The 20,102-nt window shown below is 43.3% G+C and carries 21 protein-coding genes and 11 tRNA genes; 29 read left to right on the top strand and 3 right to left on the bottom strand.

Annotated features, from left to right (window positions below; genetic code table 11):
• Window positions 1–130: 130 nt before the first annotated feature.
• Complete coding sequence (locus QNI08_RS22005) at window positions 131–1,234, bottom strand: PP2C family protein-serine/threonine phosphatase (protein WP_285769482.1); 1,104 nt, start codon at window positions 1,232–1,234, stop codon at window positions 131–133.
• Between the two features lie 1,168 nt (window positions 1,235–2,402).
• Between QNI08_RS22005 and cshA the strand changes: the two genes are divergently transcribed.
• The 3 genes from cshA to QNI08_RS21990 all read left to right on the top strand — a co-directional run bounded on the left by cshA (window position 2,403) and on the right by QNI08_RS21990 (window position 6,020).
• The gene (gene cshA / locus QNI08_RS22000) at window positions 2,403–3,899 is read left to right on the top strand and encodes a degradosome RNA helicase CshA (RefSeq protein ID WP_483313811.1); all 1,497 of its coding nucleotides are present in this window, start codon (window positions 2,403–2,405) and stop codon (window positions 3,897–3,899) included.
• Window positions 3,900–4,084: 185 nt separating this feature from the next.
• The gene (locus QNI08_RS21995) at window positions 4,085–4,558 is read left to right on the top strand and encodes a PH domain-containing protein (RefSeq protein WP_285769480.1); all 474 of its coding nucleotides are present in this window, start codon (window positions 4,085–4,087) and stop codon (window positions 4,556–4,558) included.
• A complete protein-coding gene (locus QNI08_RS21990; protein WP_285769479.1) occupies window positions 4,551–6,020 on the top strand; it encodes a PH domain-containing protein in 1,470 nt (489 codons plus the stop codon). The genes QNI08_RS21995 and QNI08_RS21990 overlap by 8 nt, the downstream gene beginning before the upstream one ends.
• Window positions 6,021–6,042: 22 nt before the next feature.
• Here the strand turns inward: QNI08_RS21990 and QNI08_RS21985 are convergent, their stop codons facing one another.
• Window positions 6,043–6,633, bottom strand: a complete 591-nt coding sequence (locus QNI08_RS21985) for a rhomboid family intramembrane serine protease (RefSeq protein WP_285769478.1) — start codon at window positions 6,631–6,633, stop codon at window positions 6,043–6,045.
• A gap of 106 nt (window positions 6,634–6,739) precedes the next feature.
• Here QNI08_RS21985 and acpS point away from each other — a divergent pair, with 106 nt between their 5' ends.
• The 14 genes from acpS to QNI08_RS21915 all read left to right on the top strand — a co-directional run bounded on the left by acpS (window position 6,740) and on the right by QNI08_RS21915 (window position 18,090).
• The gene (gene acpS / locus QNI08_RS21980) at window positions 6,740–7,096 is read left to right on the top strand and encodes a holo-ACP synthase (RefSeq protein ID WP_285769477.1); all 357 of its coding nucleotides are present in this window, start codon (window positions 6,740–6,742) and stop codon (window positions 7,094–7,096) included.
• A 237-nt stretch (window positions 7,097–7,333) separates the two neighbouring features.
• The gene (locus tag QNI08_RS21975) at window positions 7,334–8,341 is read left to right on the top strand and encodes a LolA family protein (RefSeq protein WP_285769476.1); all 1,008 of its coding nucleotides are present in this window, start codon (window positions 7,334–7,336) and stop codon (window positions 8,339–8,341) included.
• A 248-nt stretch (window positions 8,342–8,589) separates the two neighbouring features.
• Window positions 8,590–9,747 carry an alanine racemase gene (gene alr / locus QNI08_RS21970; protein ID WP_483313810.1) on the top strand — a complete coding sequence of 386 codons (1,158 nt, stop codon included), beginning with the start codon at window positions 8,590–8,592 and terminating at the stop codon, window positions 9,745–9,747.
• A 160-nt stretch (window positions 9,748–9,907) separates the two neighbouring features.
• Window positions 9,908–10,189, top strand: coding sequence for a CopG family ribbon-helix-helix protein (locus tag QNI08_RS21965; protein ID WP_034306380.1), 282 nt, complete (start codon window positions 9,908–9,910; stop codon window positions 10,187–10,189).
• Window positions 10,190–10,196: 7 nt separating this feature from the next.
• Window positions 10,197–10,547 carry a type II toxin-antitoxin system PemK/MazF family toxin gene (locus QNI08_RS21960; protein ID WP_034306610.1) on the top strand — a complete coding sequence of 117 codons (351 nt, stop codon included), beginning with the start codon at window positions 10,197–10,199 and terminating at the stop codon, window positions 10,545–10,547.
• Between the two features lie 418 nt (window positions 10,548–10,965).
• Window positions 10,966–11,793 carry an RsbT co-antagonist protein RsbRA gene (locus QNI08_RS21955; protein WP_285769474.1) on the top strand — a complete coding sequence of 276 codons (828 nt, stop codon included), beginning with the start codon at window positions 10,966–10,968 and terminating at the stop codon, window positions 11,791–11,793.
• Window positions 11,794–11,795: 2 nt separating this feature from the next.
• On the top strand, window positions 11,796–12,152 hold the full coding sequence (locus tag QNI08_RS21950; RefSeq protein ID WP_061143976.1) for an STAS domain-containing protein: 357 nt from the start codon (window positions 11,796–11,798) through the stop codon (window positions 12,150–12,152).
• 3 nt (window positions 12,153–12,155) lie between these two features.
• Entirely contained in the window at window positions 12,156–12,557 is a 402-nt protein-coding gene (locus QNI08_RS21945; RefSeq protein WP_285769473.1) for an anti-sigma regulatory factor, read from the top strand.
• 9 nt (window positions 12,558–12,566) lie between these two features.
• Window positions 12,567–13,577, top strand: a complete 1,011-nt coding sequence (locus QNI08_RS21940) for a PP2C family protein-serine/threonine phosphatase (RefSeq protein WP_285769472.1) — start codon at window positions 12,567–12,569, stop codon at window positions 13,575–13,577.
• 59 nt (window positions 13,578–13,636) lie between these two features.
• On the top strand, window positions 13,637–13,969 hold the full coding sequence (locus QNI08_RS21935; RefSeq protein ID WP_285769471.1) for an anti-sigma factor antagonist: 333 nt from the start codon (window positions 13,637–13,639) through the stop codon (window positions 13,967–13,969).
• The gene (gene rsbW / locus QNI08_RS21930) at window positions 13,966–14,439 is read left to right on the top strand and encodes an anti-sigma B factor RsbW (RefSeq protein ID WP_285769470.1); all 474 of its coding nucleotides are present in this window, start codon (window positions 13,966–13,968) and stop codon (window positions 14,437–14,439) included. Before QNI08_RS21935 ends, rsbW begins: the two co-directional genes overlap by 4 nt.
• Entirely contained in the window at window positions 14,417–15,205 is a 789-nt protein-coding gene (gene sigB, locus QNI08_RS21925) for an RNA polymerase sigma factor SigB (protein WP_285769469.1), read from the top strand. The genes rsbW and sigB overlap by 23 nt, the downstream gene beginning before the upstream one ends.
• Window positions 15,202–15,813: a SpoIIE family protein phosphatase gene (locus QNI08_RS21920; RefSeq protein ID WP_285769468.1), complete on the top strand. Its 612-nt coding sequence runs from the start codon at window positions 15,202–15,204 to the stop codon at window positions 15,811–15,813. Before sigB ends, QNI08_RS21920 begins: the two co-directional genes overlap by 4 nt.
• Before the next feature lie 93 nt (window positions 15,814–15,906).
• Window positions 15,907–18,090, top strand: a complete 2,184-nt coding sequence (locus tag QNI08_RS21915) for a Tex family protein (RefSeq protein ID WP_285769467.1) — start codon at window positions 15,907–15,909, stop codon at window positions 18,088–18,090.
• Window positions 18,091–18,137: 47 nt separating this feature from the next.
• On the opposite strand, the gene cmpA is transcribed toward QNI08_RS21915, so the two are convergent.
• Window positions 18,138–18,257, bottom strand: coding sequence for a cortex morphogenetic protein CmpA (gene cmpA / locus QNI08_RS21910; protein ID WP_285769466.1), 120 nt, complete (start codon window positions 18,255–18,257; stop codon window positions 18,138–18,140).
• Between the two features lie 82 nt (window positions 18,258–18,339).
• On the opposite strand from cmpA, the gene QNI08_RS21905 reads away from it, so the two are divergent.
• The 12 genes from QNI08_RS21905 (at window position 18,340) to QNI08_RS21850 (ending at window position 20,062) form a co-directional block, all read left to right on the top strand.
• Window positions 18,340–18,819 carry a SprT family protein gene (locus QNI08_RS21905; protein WP_285769465.1) on the top strand — a complete coding sequence of 160 codons (480 nt, stop codon included), beginning with the start codon at window positions 18,340–18,342 and terminating at the stop codon, window positions 18,817–18,819.
• A gap of 131 nt (window positions 18,820–18,950) precedes the next feature.
• Window positions 18,951–19,025: transfer RNA gene (locus tag QNI08_RS21900), tRNA-Asn, on the top strand.
• 7 nt (window positions 19,026–19,032) lie between these two features.
• Window positions 19,033–19,123 (top strand) — tRNA-Ser (locus tag QNI08_RS21895).
• A 19-nt stretch (window positions 19,124–19,142) separates the two neighbouring features.
• Window positions 19,143–19,214, top strand: a tRNA-Glu gene (locus QNI08_RS21890).
• An 18-nt stretch (window positions 19,215–19,232) separates the two neighbouring features.
• Window positions 19,233–19,308 (top strand) — tRNA-Asp (locus QNI08_RS21885).
• Window positions 19,309–19,384: 76 nt separating this feature from the next.
• Window positions 19,385–19,459, top strand: a tRNA-Gln gene (locus tag QNI08_RS21880).
• 11 nt (window positions 19,460–19,470) lie between these two features.
• Window positions 19,471–19,546, top strand: a tRNA-Lys gene (locus QNI08_RS21875).
• A gap of 8 nt (window positions 19,547–19,554) precedes the next feature.
• Window positions 19,555–19,636 (top strand) — tRNA-Leu (locus tag QNI08_RS21870).
• Window positions 19,637–19,694: 58 nt separating this feature from the next.
• Window positions 19,695–19,781 (top strand) — tRNA-Leu (locus tag QNI08_RS21865).
• Window positions 19,782–19,799: 18 nt separating this feature from the next.
• Window positions 19,800–19,876, top strand: a tRNA-Arg gene (locus QNI08_RS21860).
• 6 nt (window positions 19,877–19,882) lie between these two features.
• Window positions 19,883–19,959, top strand: a tRNA-Pro gene (locus QNI08_RS21855).
• 29 nt (window positions 19,960–19,988) lie between these two features.
• Window positions 19,989–20,062 (top strand) — tRNA-Gly (locus QNI08_RS21850).
• Window positions 20,063–20,102 lie beyond the last annotated feature (40 nt).

Genomic DNA, 20,102 nt, shown 5'->3' with positions numbered 1-20,102 from the left:
TTTAGGTGCGCTGCCTTTTTTTCGCTGCACTCCCTGCTCGGCTTATCCTCTTGTGTTGTTTCTGTTAGCCGTTCCTTTCACATCATCTATACAATAGAAAGAAGGCCCATGAATCGGCCCGTTATCATTGCTAAAAAAGTATACCGGCAATGATGCTGATATCATCATCGATTTCGGAGTGTTTCATCCTTGATAGCAAGAGTTTCTTTAACAGGTCGTTCGTAGAGAGATGAGCGCTGTCGATGAATTCCTTCTCGATGCAGTCCGTTCGTCCGGCGGCGGTAGGGCTTGGAGTGTTGGAGAGGCCATCTGAATAAATCATGAAACGGCTTCCGGGTTCGTAGTGAAACACCACTTTTTTTACAGGCATATCCTGAATGCGCCCTATAGGGTCGGCACCTTCATACAGCTTGAGAATAAGATTGGAGTGGGGGGCATGCAAAATGGCTGGGGGATGCCCGCAGTTCACATATTCGATGACTCGTTCCTTTGTATCAATATAGGCAATGAAGGCTGAAAAGCAGGCATTGATCGTATCTTCCGTGTGCCTTCCGTGAAATAAAGCCTTCATATGTTTGTTCAGTTCATTGGTTATGATGAGAGGATCCCGTATCCGTTTGATCAGCTCGGGCATCAAGGTGCGGATGGACATGTGTATAAGTGCCGTATGGATTCCTTTGCCGCACATATCGGTCATGATTAACGCATATTGGCCTTCACTAACCTCGTTCCAGAAGAATAAATCGCCTGACAAGTCAGTGGCGGGCTGAGAAAGTCCTTTGATCTCGATCTGATCATTTTGGACTGGTGTAGGTAAGCACAAATGTTGAAAGCCCTTTGCGATCCGCAGGCTCCTTGCTGAATTCTGATTAATCTTTTCAAGTTCCTGTCCCCTCATTTTAAATGAGAACAAGTGCATGCTGATATTTTGCAGTGATGTTAATTTGATGTTGATTTCCACCGGATCAGCAGGAATGGGAATGGTCAGGTAGAATGTCCTTTTAGGTAATGCTGGAGGGGACTTCATTTCCTTCGTCCGTTTGTAAATGAATAAAATGGGAATTTCAAGAGTTTCGGCCAAGTTGAACAAGGCCGTTTGCTGCCAGGAATTTTTTGAAATGTGCAATGGCAATATGAATAATGTTTGCATGAGATCAGTTGATTCCTGAAATAGATGCCTTTGCTTTATTGGGTTTTTCAGAAAGATCACTTTCTTGTTCATTGCTTCTAACAACAGAGAAAACTCCCTGCATATAGGTATATCTAATGAGTAAATATTCATAGAACCTCCCGGATATTAAGTGTCTAGGTCAATCATACTGCAATTTAAGCCGGATTTATCTGTTTTTTTATAGGATATTGAATTATTATGCATTCGTTGTGCTTAAGTACCTAGAAACATAAAGGGGACAGCGATAATCGAGTAATGAGGATAGTGTATTGGAATGGTTGGTGAAACTATTTTGCCGAAATACATATCCTATAACAGGCGAAACATTTTCCGATAAGCTGTGCTGGGTGAATAAAGAATCCTCACCGTTCCATTTGGTTATAGTAAAAATGTACCTTTTAATGGACCCCGTTGTTTCGCATCGAAAGATGGAAATTTAACATCGCCCTCTTAAACGTGGTATAGAGCGATTTTTGATATTTCGGCGCGTTCAAAAATTGTTAGGAAAGAAGAGTGGGTCGATATCCTTTATTGCATTAACAGTTTGAAAATGGTAATATGAAGTATGAGTTTAAATGTCTTATCATTGATGATTAATTCAATTAATCTGGTTGAGGCAACAAAATTGTATGTTCTTACATGTTTCATGAGTTCATTCTTGAGATTATTTTAGATTAAATAGGCCGCGCGTCTGGTCATATATAAAAGCTGTATCTTTTTGGCGGCTTTAGTAGCTAATAGGGAATCAAGCCGCATTTAAGCGCTTTTCCACTTCTGCAAATCCTCAACGCACCGGGCCTGTTTTGTATAAGGATCTTGGCTCTCGTCAAGTTTTGTTCATACAGTCTTTTAAGCCTGTGGAATAAGGTGCAGCAGCCCTCACCTGAATAAAACGGTAACACCCGTTTATGCTACTTTTAATTTTCCATATTGAATTTAATTTTGGTTACATTCACTTTTAAAAAGAAGAGCGTATGTTAAAAATAACTTCACACGTGCGCGAAGCTAAAAATGCCAGTTAATGCTTGTACTGGTATATTTCCTTTTTAAAAAATCATATTGAGTTCATTTGAACTAAAAGGCAGACATACTTTTAGGTGATAATGATAAACTTTTTCATAAGAGATAAAGTAGAACATCCGTCATGATGATGAGGATTTGAACTAAACATCTGTGCATCATTCTTTGAATGCACGTGTAAATTTAAGATAAAAAAAGGAGTACGAAAACATTGACATTGTTTAGCGAATTAGGATTAGATAGAACATCTATGAAATCAATAGAAAAAATGGGATTTGAAGAAGCGAGCCCGATTCAAGCCCAAACGATTCCTCTAGCACTTGAAGGTAAAGACATCATCGGTCAAGCGCAAACAGGAACAGGTAAAACGGCAGCTTTCGGTATCCCGTTGATGGAGAATATCGATATCAATAATGAAAACGTGCAAGGGATCGTCATCGCTCCTACACGTGAGCTTGCCATCCAAGTTTCTGAAGAGCTTTTCAAGCTTGGTTATGGAAAACGCGCTCGTGTTCTAGCGGTTTACGGTGGACAAGATATCGATCGTCAGATCCGCGCATTGAAGAAAAAACCACATATTATCGTTGGTACACCTGGTCGTCTTCTGGACCATATCAAACGTAAAAATATTAAATTGGGCGGAGTTCATACTGTAGTTCTTGATGAAGCAGATGAAATGCTTAACATGGGATTCATTGAGGATATCGAATCAATCCTTTCCACTGTTCCTGACGAAAGACAAACATTGCTTTTCTCAGCGACAATGCCTGATCCGATCCGTAAAATCGCTGAAAGGTTCATGCATGAGCCAGTTCTTGTACGTGTAAAAGCGAAAGAAATGACAGTCGATCGCATCGAGCAATATTACTTGGAATTAAAAGAAGGGGAAAAATTCGATACACTTGCTCGACTTCTTGACATCCAAACACCGGATCTTGCGATTGTCTTCGGACGTACGAAACGTCGCGTCGATGAGTTGGCTTCTGCCTTGAATATTCGCGGCTATATGGCTGAAGGAATTCATGGTGACCTTAGTCAAGCTAAACGTCTTTCCGTATTGAAAAAATTCAAAGACCGCAGCATCGATGTGCTTGTTGCTACTGATGTGGCTGCACGCGGACTTGATATTTCCGGTGTAACACACGTATACAACTTTGATATCCCTCAAGATCCAGAAAGTTACGTTCACCGTATTGGGCGTACAGGTCGTGCGGGTAAACATGGTATTGCTATCACGTTTGTAACGCCTAGAGAAAGAGGTCAGCTGCATGCGGTTGAACATACAACAAAAAAACGTATGGAAAAACTTAAAACTCCAACATTGACTGAAGCGTTGGAAGGTCAACAAAAAGCAGTTACCGAAAAAATCCTTTCTACAATCGAGAATGATGATTTAACATTATATCTTGGTCAAGCGGAAGAATTATTGCAAAAACATAATGCGACTGACCTAGTGGCAGCTATGCTTAAATCAATGACGAAAGAACCGGATCAAACGCCGATCAAGTTAACCGAAGAATCTCCATCCCCAATGCGCCGCAATCGCGGGGGAAGCTCTTCCAATAACAGACAGCGTAATGGCCGCAGTTCTTCAGGCAGGAAAGATTACGGAAGCGGATCAAGCAAACGCCCAAGTTCAAACCGTAAATCTAATGGCTACGGAAACCGGAGCACAAGCCAAAAAAGGGAAAAAACAAATAAAATGTAATTGATATGGAATGCCGCTCATTTGAGCGGCATTTTTTTATGTGCATAAAGTCCGCCAGGTTTGCCGGAATGAATTGTTCAAAAATGTGGGTTAATTGAGGTCGTAAAATTATAGTATAATGGAGGAAAGGAGCAGGCTGGATGATGCTGCATTGAAATATATCCCTATGCGGAAGAGGAGAGCTCATGGAACTTGAAAATCGTATCTCGAATAAAGCCCTGACAGTCTGGAAAATCAGTGGACTGATAGGATCTTCAATCACCTGGATTATTTGCATTGCGATATTCACGCTTACCGTTTTTTTTGAATGGACCTATTGGGTTTTTGGAGGAGTGGTCATCCTTTCGATCATTCAGTCGTATTTGACGATCTTCTTGATGCCGTCGGTAAAATGGAAAAGATGGCGGTATGAAGTGCGAAATACGGAAATTGATATCCAAAGCGGCATATTCGTCATAAAAAGAACACTCATACCGATGATTCGGGTTCAGCATGTTGAAACGAAGCAAGGACCTTTGTTAAGAAAATACGATTTGGCCTCCGTAGAAATTTCGACTGCGGCAACCATGCATGTCATACCTGCGCTCGATCTTGCAGAGGCGGATGAATTAAGGCACTATATTTCCAGAATGGCCAGTGTGGAGGAAGAAGATGTCTGAACCTAAAAGGCTTCACCCTGTTGCTGTATTGCTAAACATTTTGAAATCAATCAAGGAGTTAGTCGTCCCCTTCGTATTGGTGATCGTGATTCCTGGGAGGAACGAAGGAATTCCTGGATGGGTACAACCGCTAGCCATCTCCGTTATTGTCCTTTTCCTGATCATTCATGCATTCCTGCAATGGCTTCGTTTCACTTATCGGATGGAAGATGGCGAATTTAGAATCGAGTCTGGGGTGTTTGTAAGGAAGAAACGGTATATAAAGCTTGATCGGATACATAGCATAGATATATCGCAGGGAATCATCCAGCGAATATTCCGGCTGGTGAAAGTCAATATCGAAACGGCAGGAGGAACCCAGGCTGATGCCGTTTTATCGGCAATCGGCAAACGTGATGCCGGGCGCATCAATGCTTTCATAAGCACTGAAAAAAACAAAACAGCGATTGATGTTCCTGAAATGGAAAAAGATCGTCACTCCCGTCACGAAGGAGCGGTGGAAGCTTCTTCGGTTTATAAGCAGACGTTGCCGCAATTAGTCGCCATGGCTGCCACCTCGGGAGCGGTAGGAGTCTTTCTATCCGGTGCCATCGCTTTTATCTCACAGTTCGATGAAATCATTCCTTTTGACCGGATATTCAAGAACTATGAAGCCTTTATTGGAATGGGTACCATCATCTTGACTGCTTTCGCGATAGTGGGCTTATTGGCGGTGTATGTATTGGCCACAGTGAGCATGGTCATGAAATATGCTTCATTTACCGTGATGAAAACCGGGGAGGAGCTCATCATTTCCAGGGGGCTTCTCGAGAAAAGGCAATTGACCATCCCCATCCATAAAATTCAGGGAATCCGGGTCATCGAGAATTTGGTGCGAAAGCCTTTGGGATTCGCGACCGTTTACCTTGAATATGCTGGAGGCAGTGTCGAAGATAAAGAGAGCTTGACCATCATGCTTTTCCCTTTTATCAAGAAGAAGCTATTACAAGCGAAACTAGGGGAAATGTTACCGGCTTATCAAACGATCTCGGAAATGACCCCGATACCGAAACGGGCCCTATCCCGTTATGTTTTTCGTAAAGCCGTTTTCATCATCCCCATCATCGGTGTCTTGTCTTGGTTTTTCAAGCCTTGGGGATTCCTATCCTTGATTCTATTTCCTCTGGGGATCTTTTGGGCGTATATGGAATATAAAGATGCGGCTTGGAATATAGACGGAGATCTATTGCTGTTGAGCCATCGTTTATTTTCCAAGCAAACCTTGATCATGCAGAGAAGCAGGATCCAAGCCATTTGCTATAAAAGAAGCTGGTTTCAAAGCAGGAAAGGGCTAGCGACGATTTCAGCCTCGATCAAGTCTGGAGTCCATGCCCGGATCGGTTTGGTCATGGATGTGGAAGAAGAAGATTGTCGAACAATTGAATCTTGGTACTTACCTAAAAAAACAGTCGACTCCAGATGATCGAGAGAGTCGGCTGTTTGTCCTACCATCGTTTTTTCCAATATAGAGGTGCGGTTAAAAGGGCGGTTGCCAGGCCGGCCAAATGTCCGACAACATTGATCTGCGGCTGGATGAAGGTCATGATGATGGCGATCCCGGTCAGTGTATAGACTGTATTTCTTTCATTGGTCGTAAAATGGTTTTTATTGAATAATACCAGGTAAAGAAAGAATCCGAGTAACCCGAAAATTGCTCCGCTGGCACCTATGTGGGTATATGTGAGCGGTTTAAGCAAAAAAGTCGCGACATTGGCCAGGATTCCGGTTGTCAAAAAGAAAATCAAGAACTTGAAGGAACCGAGATATTTCTCGAGGGCTGGTCCGAAGATGGCAAGCGAGAACCCATTGAACAGTAAATGCGTGAACGTGCTGTGTAGGAAAATGGGTGTCACCAGCCGCCACCATTGTCCATCATTGATCAATAGGTTTACGCCTGAGCCGTAATAAAATAGTAAATTGCCGGGAATTATGGGGAAAAGGACGAGAACGAAAACGAGCATCATGATGAAAATGAGCACTGTCACGGCTCGATAGGCAGTGGCATATTCACGGAAGCTTTCAGTTCTTGTAAACATAACTTCCTCCTTCATCGTTTTAATAAGGAACCATATTATTACCTTTTTGGTAAAAGAGTCCTCCTAATACTATGCAACACATCAATTTTATAGAAGGGGTGTCAATATGATTAAAGGCATCGGTGTGGATATAACTGAATTGGATAGAATGGAAGCCATGATTGAACGGCAGCCGCGTTTAAAGGAACGAATATTGACAGATACGGAAATTTTGATCTTTGAAGGGTTGAATGGAAGAAGAAAAGTCGAATATTTTGCTGGCCGCTTCGCAGCGAAGGAGGCTTTTTCAAAAGCTTACGGTACAGGAATCGGTAAGCATTTGTCCTTCCTGGATATTGAAACCAATGCTGATGAGAATGGAAAGCCGGTTATTACCAAGCCGTTTTCAGAAGGTGTCCATCTGTCGATCAGCCACAGCCGGGAATATGCGGTTGCCCAGGTCATAATTGAGAGGGTGGATTGAGTTTTGTCCGATCGGGTCATAAACCTTAAGGTTGTCTCATATACATTTAGTGCTATAGGGAGACAAGGCCCGGTATAAGGTACATGGCAGAGTAGGTGCTCCAAGAGTGGTTTTTGGCAGGCTCGCAAGGGTCCCTGTCTAAAATGCTGAGGAGACTAAGACATCAGTCGAGCCAATGTCCGGATCCTGCCTTTTCCTCTCCCTTTTACGTTCAAATGACAAAAAGGGGTTGAAAAGATGAAGAAGATGTTCATGCTTTTTGCAGGGATCATGCTCTTGCTTGCTCTTTCTGCTTGCGGGCAAAAATCACAGGGTGATGTAGTGAGTGAATTGAATGAGAAGCTTGGGGAAATGAAGGGGTATAAAGCCAATGCGAAGATGACATTGAAGATGGGCACGGATCCTCAAGTGTATAATGTAGAAATTTGGCATAAGGACCCGTCCTTTTATCGCGTGAACCTAAAAAATGAAGAGAAAGATCAAAGTCAGATGATTTTGAAGAATGATGACGGGGTATATGTCTTGACGCCCGCTTTGAATAAAAGCTTTAAATTTCAAAGTGAGTGGCCAGAGAACAGCAGTCAGGCTTATTTATTCGAGTCGTTAGTGAAGGACATTACGGAAGACAAAAGTGCGACTTATAAAGAAACGGATAAACATTATGTCTTCGTAACGAAAACACGTTACCAAAACAATAAAATGTTACCTTATCAAGAGATTACTATAAACAAAAAGGATTTGTCGCCAGTCAGTGTAAAGGTCATGGACCCGGATAAAACGGCACTTGTCCTTGTTGAATTTTCGAAGGTGAAATTCGATACGACCTTTGATAAGGATTCATTTGATATGAAGAAAAATATGACAAGCGCACAACTTGAAGCTCCTGTTATGGCTGAAGTCCAAAGTGAGGGCTTTGCAGTGAAATATCCTGAAAATATTGGTGATATGAGTTTGACCGAAGAAAAGGAAATCACGACCGATAATGGTGGGGAACGTGTCGTTTTGACATATGAGGGAACGAAAAGCTTTACACTCGTACAGGAAAAAGCGGAAGTGGTACAAACTTCAGTTGCAACGAATGTGAATGGCGATCCGGTTGATTTGGGATATACAGTTGGAGCCATGACGGGGAATACGATTGCATGGACGTTTGAAGGCGTGGATTATATGCTTGCATCGAAGGATCTGACGCAGGCGGAGATGATAGAAGTGGCCCGTTCCGTTGGGGGCGATCCAGTCAAATAGGTTCGCAAAACAAGCTGATATTTCCCGTCTCCTCACGAAGGTAGCTTCTAGGAAGAGCAGGCGGGGAAGCAGCTTGTTATCATTTTAATTGCCTGCAACCAGGCAGCAGGGGGAATCCTGGGAACAGTTCCTTTGATGAAAAAGCGCTTTATCTTTCTGGCGGTTGGTTATAGAATGGTCGTATACTGATAAACGAACATCGCTAGTGGAAAAATCTTATCGTACGCATGAGAAAGAAGGAAATAGGCTTGGAAACGACATTATTTCATCGAGATACATGGGCAGAAGTGAATTTGGATCATATACGTAAAAATATTTCTTCAATGAAAACAAGACTGGGAACGGGTGTTAGCCTTTTCGCTGTCGTTAAAGCGAATGCTTATGGGCATGGGGATTACGAAGTGGCCAAGACGGCGCTTGAAGCGGGTGCTGATTTTTTAAGCGTCGCTTTTTTGGATGAGGCTCTGGCTTTACGGAAAAAGGGGATAACTGCGCCAATCCTGGTACTGGGGGTGTCCAGGCCTGAAAGTGCATCACTTGCTGCGGACCAAGGGATTTCCGTGACGGTTTTTGATGATGCCTGGCTGGAAAGTGCTTCAGCCCAGCTTAAGCCGGGACAAGTCCTGCAGGTTCATGTGAAAGTGGACAGCGGTATGGGGAGAATCGGCATACGCGACAAAAACAAGCTGATGAAAGTGGAAGGTCTGCTTAAGGAAAAAAAATGTTTCAACTTTCAGGGAATTTTCACTCATTTTGCAACGGCAGATGAACTGGACACGGACTATTATGAAAAGCAGCTAGCGGCATTTAAAGGGATGCTCACAGTGCTGACGGGGCGACCGGATTTTGTTCACGCCGCCAATAGTGCAGCATCTTTACGATTTGCTGATCCAGTATGGAATGCGGTAAGGATGGGAATTGCCATGTATGGCTTAAGCCCTTCGGTGGAAATGAAGCCGTTATTGCCATATCCATTACAGCAGGCCATTTCATTAAAAACGAAGCTGGTCGCAGTCAAGCAGCTTGTTAAGGGTGAAAGCGTAAGCTATGGGGCGACCTACACGGCACAAGGAAATGAATGGATCGGAACCTTGCCGATTGGTTATGCTGACGGATGGATTCGTAAGCTGCAGGGCCAGGAAGTGCTCATAGATGGGATCAGGGTGCCGATTGTCGGGCGGATTTGCATGGACCAGTGCATGATCAAGCTGCCTGGATTTTTCCCGGCCGGTACGGAGGTTACACTCATGGGCAATGATGGCGATGAATCGATCACAGTCGATGAAATAGCCGCAAAGCTGGAAACGATCAATTATGAGGTAACTTGCATGATAGGTGCAAGAGTGCCGCGTATATATATGAAAGACCATCAGCTACAACATGTCCGCAACTTCATCTTGGAATGATCGGATTGTAAAAAAATCCTAAGATTGTGAATAAGATTTCCTTTATTATGCTGATAATAGGATGGAGAATAGAATATACTCTTTGCAGATAGGCATTTTAATGGTAATATTGAAAAGGATATATAATAAAGGTGTGTAGTGATGGTGGAGGTGTATGTTTGTGTCTGAATCCAGCGCAACAAGAGAGATATTAATTCGATTACCTCAAAATTTTTTAACAGAACTAGATGGGTATGCGAGTGAAGAAAATGTGAATCGCAGTGAATTTATTTATCGTGCCACAAAAATGTATCTTCGTGAACGTAAAAAGAAAGAGTTCCGTGAATCGATGAAACGCGGTTATATTGAAATGGCGGCCATCAATTTAACGATTGCTTCAGAAGCTTTTCAGGCTGAATTCGAGGCTGGTCATTGCGTTGAACGATTAGTTAGCGGAGGCTGAGCCATTGATTGTTGTTAAGCGTGGTGACGTATACTTCGCAGACCTTTCTCCGGTAGTCGGTTCAGAGCAGGGAGGAACCCGTCCGGTATTGATTTTACAAAACGATATAGGTAATCGCTTCAGTCCGACTGTGATCGTGGCAGCCATTACAGCTCAAATTCAAAAAGCGAAATTGCCAACACATGTTGAGATTAATGCAAAAAAGTATGGCTTCGAGCGAGATTCGGTCATTTTATTGGAGCAGATCAGGACGATCGATAAGCAGCGTTTAACTGATAAAATCACGCATCTTGACGAACCCATGATGCAAAAAGTCAATGAAGCTTTGCAAATCAGTTTAGGTCTCATTGAGTTCTAGAGAAAAAGTTTCCCCGTTTATGCGGGCGTTATTATAATACAAATCATTCTTGAGTTATTTAGATGGCACGATTCCTGATGAGGGAATCGTGTTTTTTTTTAGCGTCCAGTACTTGGAATAATTATCTTTACACATGCCGTTACAGCAGGAAATATAAAAAGATTGACGAATAAAAATAGTGTACAATTCATTTATGGAAGAGCTTCGTTTTTTTACTGGGCTGCTGGATATTTATTTAAAATAGGTTTTTTCATGCGAATAAATGGGTACTTAGTTATGTTGAAGTTAATTGAAAATAAAAAAACGAAAATGTCCTGGGAACCAGCGAAACGCGAGATGGAAATATCATTACAGTTAGTTAACATCCTTGTGACGAGGATAGGAAAACATAGTAATTGTGTTAGAATGGGAGGATATTATGAATCAATTGGTTTACGATTTTATTAAGCAAAATCAAGATTACATCCTGACTGAGTGGATGGATATCATGAAGGAAAGTACGGACGAAAGATTAATAAAAGTTGTCTCTGATCGCATGTTCACGCAAACGAGCAGTGAATTTATAGATATGATCATCACGAATGTCGATAGCAAAAACAAGGAATTCACGTTGAAGCTTTCGGATTTTGCCGAGAAAGTCGTCCAATTGGGATGGCCACTCACTTTCGTCAACGAAGGGCTTCATAAGTTCACGTTGATTGTCATTAATGGAATGGTGGAAAAGGGTCTGGTTACTCCGGATAACCAAGTCAATCTTGTTAATCATTTGGACAAGTGGGCCACACCGATAAACAATGAAATCGTCAATATTTATACGCAAACGTGGGAAAGAACGGTCTCGATGCAGAAGATAGCTTTGCAGGAGCTTTCAGCACCGCTTATTCCTGTATTGGAAGGCATTACGGTCATGCCGCTGATAGGCACCATCGATACGGAGCGTGCGAAACAGATCATGGAGAACCTTTTGACCGGCGTGGTGAAGCATAGATCCGAAGTCGTCCTTATCGATATAACGGGTGTACCGGTAGTGGATACGATGGTTGCCCACCATATCATCCAGGCAGCGGAAGCGGTCCGCCTTGTAGGGGCCAAATGCATACTTTGCGGCATCCGCCCGGAAATCGCCCAAACCATCGTCAATCTTGGCATTAACCTGAACGAAGTGATTACAAAAAATACTTTGAAAAAAGGGATAGAAGTCGCGTTGGAATTAACGAGCCGCAAGATCGTGGAGGTGGAGGGATAAGGATGAGGATTCCAATATTAAAGCTTTATGACTGCTTGTTAGTCTCGATACAGTGGGAATTGGATGATGTGACCGCCCTTCAATTTCAAGAGGACCTGCTGCATAAGATTCATGAAACCAGCGCAAATGGTGTTGTCATAGATATTACCTCAATAGATTTTATAGATTCTTTTATCGCAAAGGTATTGGGCGATGTTTTTAGCATGTCCAAGCTTATGGGTGCAAAGGTTGTAATTACGGGAATCCAGCCGGCTGTTGCGATAACATTGATCGAACTTGGTATCAGTCTCGATGATGTTATGACAGCATTAGATTTAGAGAAAGGCCTGGAGAAATTACAACAGGAATTGGGGGATTAAAGAATGGAGTTCCAATCCTGCGTAAAAATAATTAATGAATGGGACATCGTGGCTGCGCGGCAGCTAGGAAGAAATGTCGCTAAAGAACTGGGGTTCGGCACTGTCGATCAGGCACGGATCACGACTGCAATAAGCGAATTGGCCCGGAATATTTACCTATATGCCGGACAAGGCAGTGTAAGCATAGAAAAGCTTAACAAAAATGGGAAGTCAGGATTGAAAATCATAGCAGAGGACCAAGGTCCGGGAATCGAGGACATACGCAGAGTCATGGAAGATGGATATACCACTTCAGGGGGATTGGGTGCTGGTCTCCCTGGAGCCAAACGCTTGATGGATGACTTCGATATCGAATCGACGCCAGGTGAAGGGACTACGATTGTCGCTACGAAATGGCTCCGTTAGGGGGAGACTATGGATAATAGGGAGAACATGGAGAAAAAGTATCATGAGGCGCTTTCTACTTATCTTAAAGACCAAAATGAGCAGGCACTCTATCAAGGGCAAAAGATTAGCCGCCTACATATTAAATACAATATATCTCCAGAAGAAATCATCAGTATGCATAAAAATAATTTGATGGAACTTTACCCTGACTTACCTGGGAAAGTGATGGATTCATTCGATTTCCTGCTTGAAGTCATGATGGGGTATGGGATTGCCTACCGCGAGCATCAAAGCCTCAGACATCAGCAGCAGGAATTGAAAACGGAAATAGAAATCGCCGCAAACGTTCAGCATACACTTTTGGGAACGGAAATACCTGATATAAAGACTCTTGAAATTGGGGCGATCAGTGTTCCTGCCAGACAGATGAATGGAGATTATTATCACTTCGTCCAAGACGAAAATGAACGTATCGGAGTAGGGATAGCCGATGTCATCGGGAAAGGGATTCCTGCGGCCTTGTGCATGTCCATGATCAAATACGCGATGGACAGTCTTCCTGAGCACCGGCATGAACCGAAAAGCGTGCTCGAGAGTTTGAACCGGGTTGTCGAGCATAATGTCGACCCGAGTATGTTCATCACGATGTTTTATGGGTTGTATGATCCGCATGACAGGAAATTCTCCTATGCTTCGGCCGGGCATGAACCGGGTTTTTATTATGATGCCGCTGCGGGCACCTTCAGGGATTTGGACGCGAAGGGACTTTTGCTTGGAGTCGATAAAAAAACGAGGTACCGCCAATACGAAAAAACGGTGAACCGTGGCGACATGATCATCTTATTATCGGATGGAGTAACGGAATGCCGGACGAATGATGGGTTTATTGAAAGGGAGACGCTCATAGGTTTCATTGAGAAGAATATGCATTTGCAAGCCCAGGAAATGGTGAATAATATTTATAAGCAATTGGAGAAAATGCAGAACTTCCAATTGAGGGATGATTTTACCTTGATAATTTTAAAATCAAATGTTTAGCATTTTTTCCTCTGGGTATAGATATAAGAATGAAGAGGATTTGAAGAGGTGGGTCAAGGATGAATATAACAGTAGATGTGAATGAATTGAATACTGATTTTATAGTAAAACTAAAAGGTGAAATCGATGCTTATACTGCACCGAAGCTAAGGGAATCGCTATTTCCGATATCTGAGCGGGACAACGTCAAGATCACCATCGATTTGACTGAAGTTTCCTATATGGATAGCACGGGTCTGGGAGTGTTTGTCGGTGCATTCAAAAGCGTGAGGGCGCATAATGGCGAATTCACATTAGTCGGTTTATCAGAAAGGCTGCGACGTTTATTTGATATCACAGGCCTTGCAGATATCATTGATATAAAAAGTGGTACAGAGGGTGGGTTAGAATGAGTCAAGTATATGATTACATCGAAATGAAAATACCTGCAAAACCAGAATTCATCGGTGTCATTCGTTTAACACTTTCTGGAATAGGAAGCCGGATGGGATTTGCGTATGAGGAAATCGAAGATTTGAAGATCGCTACAAGCGAAGCTTGTACAAATGCAGTGCAGCATGCCTACAAGGACTTGGAAAAAGGGGAAGTGAAGGTCAGCTTCGGACTTTATCCGGATCGTTTGGAGGTCATGGTTTCTGATAGTGGTAAGAGCTGTAATTTCGAAGAAGTTCGCCAAGGTCTCGGCCCATATCAGAATGGGCAGAAAGTCGAGCTAATGAGAGAAGGAGGCTTGGGTCTTTACCTCATTGAAACTCTGATGGATGATGTGAAAATTCATCAGCATGACGGGGTTACAGTTTTTATGACTAAGTTTTTAGAAGGAGAGCAGGTGGAGATGGATGCAAAGACAGTCTCAACCTAATCAGGCACAAAGAGAACAGGTTAACGAATGGATCAGGGCGTATCAGCAAAACCAAGATGAAGAAGCGCAAAACAATCTGGTCATCCATTATAAAGGTTTGGTAGAAACGATCTCACGTAAGTATGCTAAAGGGAAGTCGTTCCAGGAGGATATTTCACAGGTCGGCATGATTGGTTTATTAGGTGCCATCAGGCGATATGATGAATCATTCGGCAAAAGCTTCGAAGCATTTGCCGTACCTACCATAATCGGTGAAATAAAAAGGTTTTTACGTGATAAAACCTGGAGTGTCCATGTTCCAAGGAGGATAAAGGAACTGGGGCCGAAAATCAGGGTCACGGTCGAAGAGTTGACGACGACGTTGCATCGTTCGCCGAGAATCGATGAAATAGCCGATAGCATAGGCGTAACGGAAGAAGAAGTTTTGGAAGCGATGGAGATGGGAAAAAGCTATCAGGCTTTATCTGTCGATCATTCCATCGAAGCGGATTCCGATGGGGGCACAGTCACCTTACTTGATATATTCGGTAATGAGGATGAAGGCTTTGAAAGGGTCAATCAACGCCTTGTTCTTGAAAAGGTTCTCCATGTATTGAGTGACCGTGAGAAGATGATCATTCAACATACCTATTTAGAAAACCTCAGTCAAAAAGAAGCCGGCGATAAACTTGGGATTTCACAAATGCATGTGTCCCGGCTCCAGCGCCGTGCCATCAAGAAGCTTCAAGAGGCGATTAACGCTGAAAACTCGGAGTTGATTCAGTGATCAAAGATATTCTGCGAGGGGAAAATATCGAAATTGTTGTCTCCCAATCCTCTAAAAACGGGATGGTTTATTGTGGTGATGACTATTTTTTTCTCCATACGAAAGAATACTTTGTTTGCGTTTTGGCAGATGGTCTTGGCAGTGGCAAATATGCATATGAATCTTCCCATGCTGTAATCGAGGAAGTGACACGTAATCATGAGTTGGATGTCGAATCCTTGATGGCGGTCTGCAATCAGGTTTTGATCGACAAACGGGGAGCGGCCGTATCCATTTTGAAAATATTCTATGATAAGAATGAATTTGTATACAGTTCAGTAGGTAATATCCGTTTTTTTCTGTATAATCCAACGGTCGATAAGATTGTCTACCCATTACCTGTTACAGGTTATCTATCGGGCAGGAAACAGAAATACAGGACGGAAAGATACAAATATGAACCTAATGCAAAGTTCATTCTTCATTCCGACGGCCTTGAGCTTAAGGGTGCTAAAACTTTTTTAAAAAGGCAGGCCCCAATGGAAGTGACCGCTAGAGCCATTTTGGAAAGCAGTCCAGCAACTGCAGATGATACGACATTCATACTAGGAAGCTTACTTTCGTTGTAATCCGGAAGTGAGCTTTTTTTGTATGGGGATTCGCAACTTCATTCCTGATTTGCTAGACTATATATATGAGATCGAAAGGGTGGGGGAAACGTTATGATCGTTGCGGAAGATACGTTAAAGGAATTGATTAAACAGATATCCAATGAGCAAAGCTTGAAAAATCACCAGGTTCAAAACGTTATTCAAATGCTGCAGGAAGGGAATACAGTCCCTTTCATTGCCCGTTACAGAAAAGAGATGACTGGTTCGCTTGATGAGGTCCAGATCCGTTCCATCATGGAAAGGTGGAATTACCTGGAGAATCTCGGTCAAAGGAAAGTGGAAGTAATACGATCGATCGGTGAACAGGGAAAACTGACGGATGAACTAAAAAGGCAAATCGACAAGGCAGTAAAGCTCCAGGAAGTGGAGGATTTATACAGGCCTTTTAAGCAAAAAAGGAGAACCAAGGCCACGGTCGCGAAAGAAAAGGGGCTAGAACCGCTTGCGGACTGGCTGCTTGAATGCCATTTGGAAGCTAAGGTTAATCAAAAAGCGGCGGAATTCGTATCGGCGGAAAAAGAAGTTCAGTCCATTGAAGAGGCTGTTGCAGGAGCGCAGGATATAATTGCTGAACGTATTTCCGATGATGCTGAATTGAGAAAATGGATTAGGGCTGAGATTTTCAAAGCTGGAAAAGTGATTTCCGCTGTGAAGAATCAAGAAAAGGACGAGAAAAGCATCTTTGAAATGTATTATGAATACGAAGAGCCTGTTCAAAGAATCGTACCGCATCGGGTATTGGCGCTTAATCGCGGTGAAAAGGAAGAGGTATTGCGAATATCCATTCAGCCGCGTACGGACATCATCATTGGCCACCTTGAACGCAAAATCATAAAAAATGATAAGTCTGATGCAACTGATGTTTTGAAGTCGGCGATTGAAGATGGACTGAAGCGCTTGATCATGCCTTCCGTAGAGCGTGAAATCAGGAAAGAGCTGACTGAAAAAGCAGAGGATCAAGCCATTCATATTTTTTCGGAAAACCTGCGAAACCTGCTCCTGCAGCCACCGCTTAAGGGAAAGGTGGTTCTTGCCCTCGATCCTGCCTATCGGACAGGCTGTAAATTGGCCGTCATCGATGAAACGGGCAAGGTGCTTGATATCAGTGTCATCTATCCGCACCCGCCAGCTGCGAAGCTTCAGGCCGCGCGTGAAAAAACAGTCGAGATCCTGCAGCGGTTCTCGGTTGAAATTGTGGCGATTGGCAATGGGACGGCGTCACGTGAATCGGAGCAATTCATTGCAGATATTCTAAAAGAAGTGAAAGGGAATATATCTTATATCATTGTCAATGAAGCGGGAGCCAGTGTATATTCTGCCTCCGACATTGCCAGAGAAGAGTTTCCGGATCTGCAAGTGGAGCAGAGAAGTGCCGTTTCAATAGGGAGAAGGCTTCAGGACCCATTGGCGGAGCTTGTCAAGATCGATCCCCAATCTGTTGGGGTAGGCCAATATCAACATGATGTTTCCCAGAAAAAGCTAACGGATTCCCTTTCCTTTGTGGTGGAAACGGCTGTTAACCAGGTGGGAGTGAATGTGAATACGGCCTCCTCTTCCTTACTGCAATATGTAGCCGGTTTATCCAAATCAGTTGCGCAAAATATCGTCAAGAAAAGGGAAACGGAAGGGAAGTTTTCAAGCAGGAAGGAATTGAAGAAGATTCCAAGGCTTGGGGCCAAAACGTATGAACAATGCATTGGGTTCCTCCGTATCATCAATGGCGATGAGCCTTTGGATCAAACCGCGATTCATCCAGAGAACTACGGTGCCGTTAATAAACTGTTGAAAAAGATGGGATTCACTTCAGGCGATTTAGGCAGTGACTCATTGAATGCTGAGCTAACAAATTTAAATCCAGCGCAATTGGTCGATGAATTGGACATTGGGGAAATCACGATCAAAGATATAATAGAGGATTTGCTTAAACCGGGAAGAGATCCTCGTGATGAATTATCAAAACCTCTGCTAAAGCAGGATGTGCTGAAAATGGAGGATCTGCAAGTCGGGATGGAATTGCAAGGTACCGTGAGGAATGTTGTGGATTTCGGCGCATTTGTGGACATCGGTGTTAAACAGGATGGACTGGTGCACATATCAAAACTAAGCAACAGGTTTGTGAAGCACCCGCTGGATATAGTGGCCGTTGGGGATGTGGTGACGGTTTGGGTCGAACAAGTCGACACTCAAAAGCAAAGGGTATCTTTGACGATGCTTCAACCAAAGCAACAAAACTAGCTTATGGCAGGCTCCTTCTTTAATTAGAAGGAGTTTTTTACTGCTATCTATAACCGGGGGCTTTCTTTCTTTTGATAAAAAAACCAGCATTGATTCAACATCTTCACTTGATAATAATCCTTTTCATAAAAGGCTTTACGGATTTGATTTTGAAACCAATTAGGCATAGGTTTTCCTCCCTTAGTCTCCTCTTGTATGATTAGTCTATGTTATAATGGGTTGTCCTGTTACCAGGGAAAGGAGGGGGAAATGGATAATCAGGAATTGCAAAAGCTAGTTGAACAACTATCGTTGAAGGACTTCAATAAGACATTTAACCATCTTGCCAGTTTTAATCCGCGCCTAAGAACGACAGGAGGCCGATACCTGCTACACTCACATAATATAGAAATCAACAAGAAATATCTTGAGGAACGCGGGCTGGACGAAATGATCGGGATCATAAAGCATGAATTATGCCACTACCACCTTCATATCGAGAAGAAGGGGTATCAGCATCGTGATGCGGACTTCAAGCATCTACTCAATCAAGTCGGGGCTCCGAGATTCTGCAAGCCGCTGCCATCAAATCAAATGAAAAGAAATATGAATACAATCCAATATAAGTGTAAAGACTGTCAGCAGGTATATAGAAGAAGAAAACGAATCGACACGGCTCGCTTCGTATGCGGCAAATGTCGCGGAACATTGATTTACCAAGGGTTTTTAGAGGGTGAAACAAAAATATAAAAAAACATAAAAGAACGCTTGACTTTAAGTTGTAACCTCTTTATAATCATAAGAGTCGACAAGATAACAACTTGTTCATTACGACAAACACGAAGGTCCTTGAGCATAAAAAAGGAACCCATTTACATTATTCCGCAGTAGCTCAGTGGTAGAGCATTCGGCTGTTAACCGAACGGTCGTAGGTTCGAGTCCTACCTGCGGAGCCATTTTTTTGGGGAAGTACTCAAGAGGCTGAAGAGGCGCCCCTGCTAAGGGTGTAGGTCGCGTAAGCGGCGCGAGGGTTCAAATCCCTCCTTCTCCGCCAGTTACATATTCATTATCAAGGCCCATTGGTCAAGCGGTTAAGACACCGCCCTTTCACGGCGGTAACACGGGTTCGAATCCCGTATGGGTCACTTTCTTACATATTACATGGTCCCGTGGTGTAGCGGTTAACATGCCTGCCTGTCACGCAGGAGATCGCGGGTTCGATTCCCGTCGGGACCGCCATTTTTTTAAAAAATGTTTGCTAAAATTAAGCTATTGTGATATAATATTAACCTGGCTGTTAATTTTCACAAAACATTGGGCTATAGCCAAGCGGTAAGGCAACGGATTTTGATTCCGTCATGCGAAGGTTCGATCCCTTCTAGCCCAGCCATTTTCATTTTAGAGCCATTAGCTCAGTTGGTAGAGCATCTGACTTTTAATCAGAGGGTCGAAGGTTCGAATCCTTCATGGCTCACCATTTTATATGCGGGTGTGGCGGAATTGGCAGACGCACCAGACTTAGGATCTGGCGCCGCAAGGCGTGGGGGTTCAAGTCCCTTCACCCGCACTTGATTTTTCTTCTTGACATCAAGTTGAAAAGGTGTTATATTGATAAAGTCGCTTTCGCGGTCGTGGCGGAATGGCAGACGCGCTAGGTTGAGGGCCTAGTGGGGGTTAACCCCGTGGAGGTTCAAGTCCTCTCGGCCGCACCAATAACATCATAGAAATTAGCGCCCGTAGCTCAATTGGATAGAGCATCTGACTACGAATCAGAAGGTTGTAGGTTCGACTCCCGCCGGGCGCACCATTATTACGGGAAGTAGCTCAGCTTGGTAGAGCACTTGGTTTGGGACCAAGGGGTCGCAGGTTCGAATCCTGTCTTCCCGACCATCCTTTCTCGGAATATTTAAAAAATAAATGCGGGTGTAGTTTAGTGGTAAAACCTCAGCCTTCCAAGCTGATGATGAGAGTTCGATTCTCTTCACCCGCTCCATTATTGCTCTTTGAAAACTGAACAAAACAAAGCGCCAACG

The sequence above is a fragment of the Peribacillus folii genome (assembly GCF_030271255.1).
In the GTDB taxonomy this organism is placed as follows: domain Bacteria; phylum Bacillota; class Bacilli; order Bacillales; family DSM-1321; genus Peribacillus.
The sequence above is the reverse complement of the archived record's forward strand: the minus strand, read 5'-3'. Positions and strand labels throughout refer to the sequence as shown.

Bases quoted from the DNA above. Each gene is read 5' to 3' on its own strand.
- QNI08_RS21995 (WP_285769480.1), top strand. From the start codon at position 4,085: ATGGAACTTGAAAATCGTATCTCGAATAAAGCCCTGACAGTCTGGAAA.
- QNI08_RS21990 (WP_285769479.1), top strand. From the start codon at position 4,551: ATGTCTGAACCTAAAAGGCTTCACCCTGTTGCTGTATTGCTAAACATT.
- QNI08_RS21985 (WP_285769478.1), bottom strand. From the start codon at position 6,633: ATGTTTACAAGAACTGAAAGCTTCCGTGAATATGCCACTGCCTATCGA.
- acpS (WP_285769477.1), top strand. From the start codon at position 6,740: ATGATTAAAGGCATCGGTGTGGATATAACTGAATTGGATAGAATGGAA.
- QNI08_RS21975 (WP_285769476.1), top strand. From the start codon at position 7,334: ATGAAGAAGATGTTCATGCTTTTTGCAGGGATCATGCTCTTGCTTGCT.
- QNI08_RS21955 (WP_285769474.1), top strand. From the start codon at position 10,966: ATGAATCAATTGGTTTACGATTTTATTAAGCAAAATCAAGATTACATC.
- QNI08_RS21950 (WP_061143976.1), top strand. From the start codon at position 11,796: ATGAGGATTCCAATATTAAAGCTTTATGACTGCTTGTTAGTCTCGATA.
- QNI08_RS21945 (WP_285769473.1), top strand. From the start codon at position 12,156: ATGGAGTTCCAATCCTGCGTAAAAATAATTAATGAATGGGACATCGTG.
- QNI08_RS21940 (WP_285769472.1), top strand. From the start codon at position 12,567: ATGGATAATAGGGAGAACATGGAGAAAAAGTATCATGAGGCGCTTTCT.
- QNI08_RS21935 (WP_285769471.1), top strand. From the start codon at position 13,637: ATGAATATAACAGTAGATGTGAATGAATTGAATACTGATTTTATAGTA.
- rsbW (WP_285769470.1), top strand. From the start codon at position 13,966: ATGAGTCAAGTATATGATTACATCGAAATGAAAATACCTGCAAAACCA.
- sigB (WP_285769469.1), top strand. From the start codon at position 14,417: ATGCAAAGACAGTCTCAACCTAATCAGGCACAAAGAGAACAGGTTAAC.
- QNI08_RS21915 (WP_285769467.1), top strand. From the start codon at position 15,907: ATGATCGTTGCGGAAGATACGTTAAAGGAATTGATTAAACAGATATCC.
- cmpA (WP_285769466.1), bottom strand. From the start codon at position 18,257: ATGCCTAATTGGTTTCAAAATCAAATCCGTAAAGCCTTTTATGAAAAG.
- QNI08_RS21905 (WP_285769465.1), top strand. From the start codon at position 18,340: ATGGATAATCAGGAATTGCAAAAGCTAGTTGAACAACTATCGTTGAAG.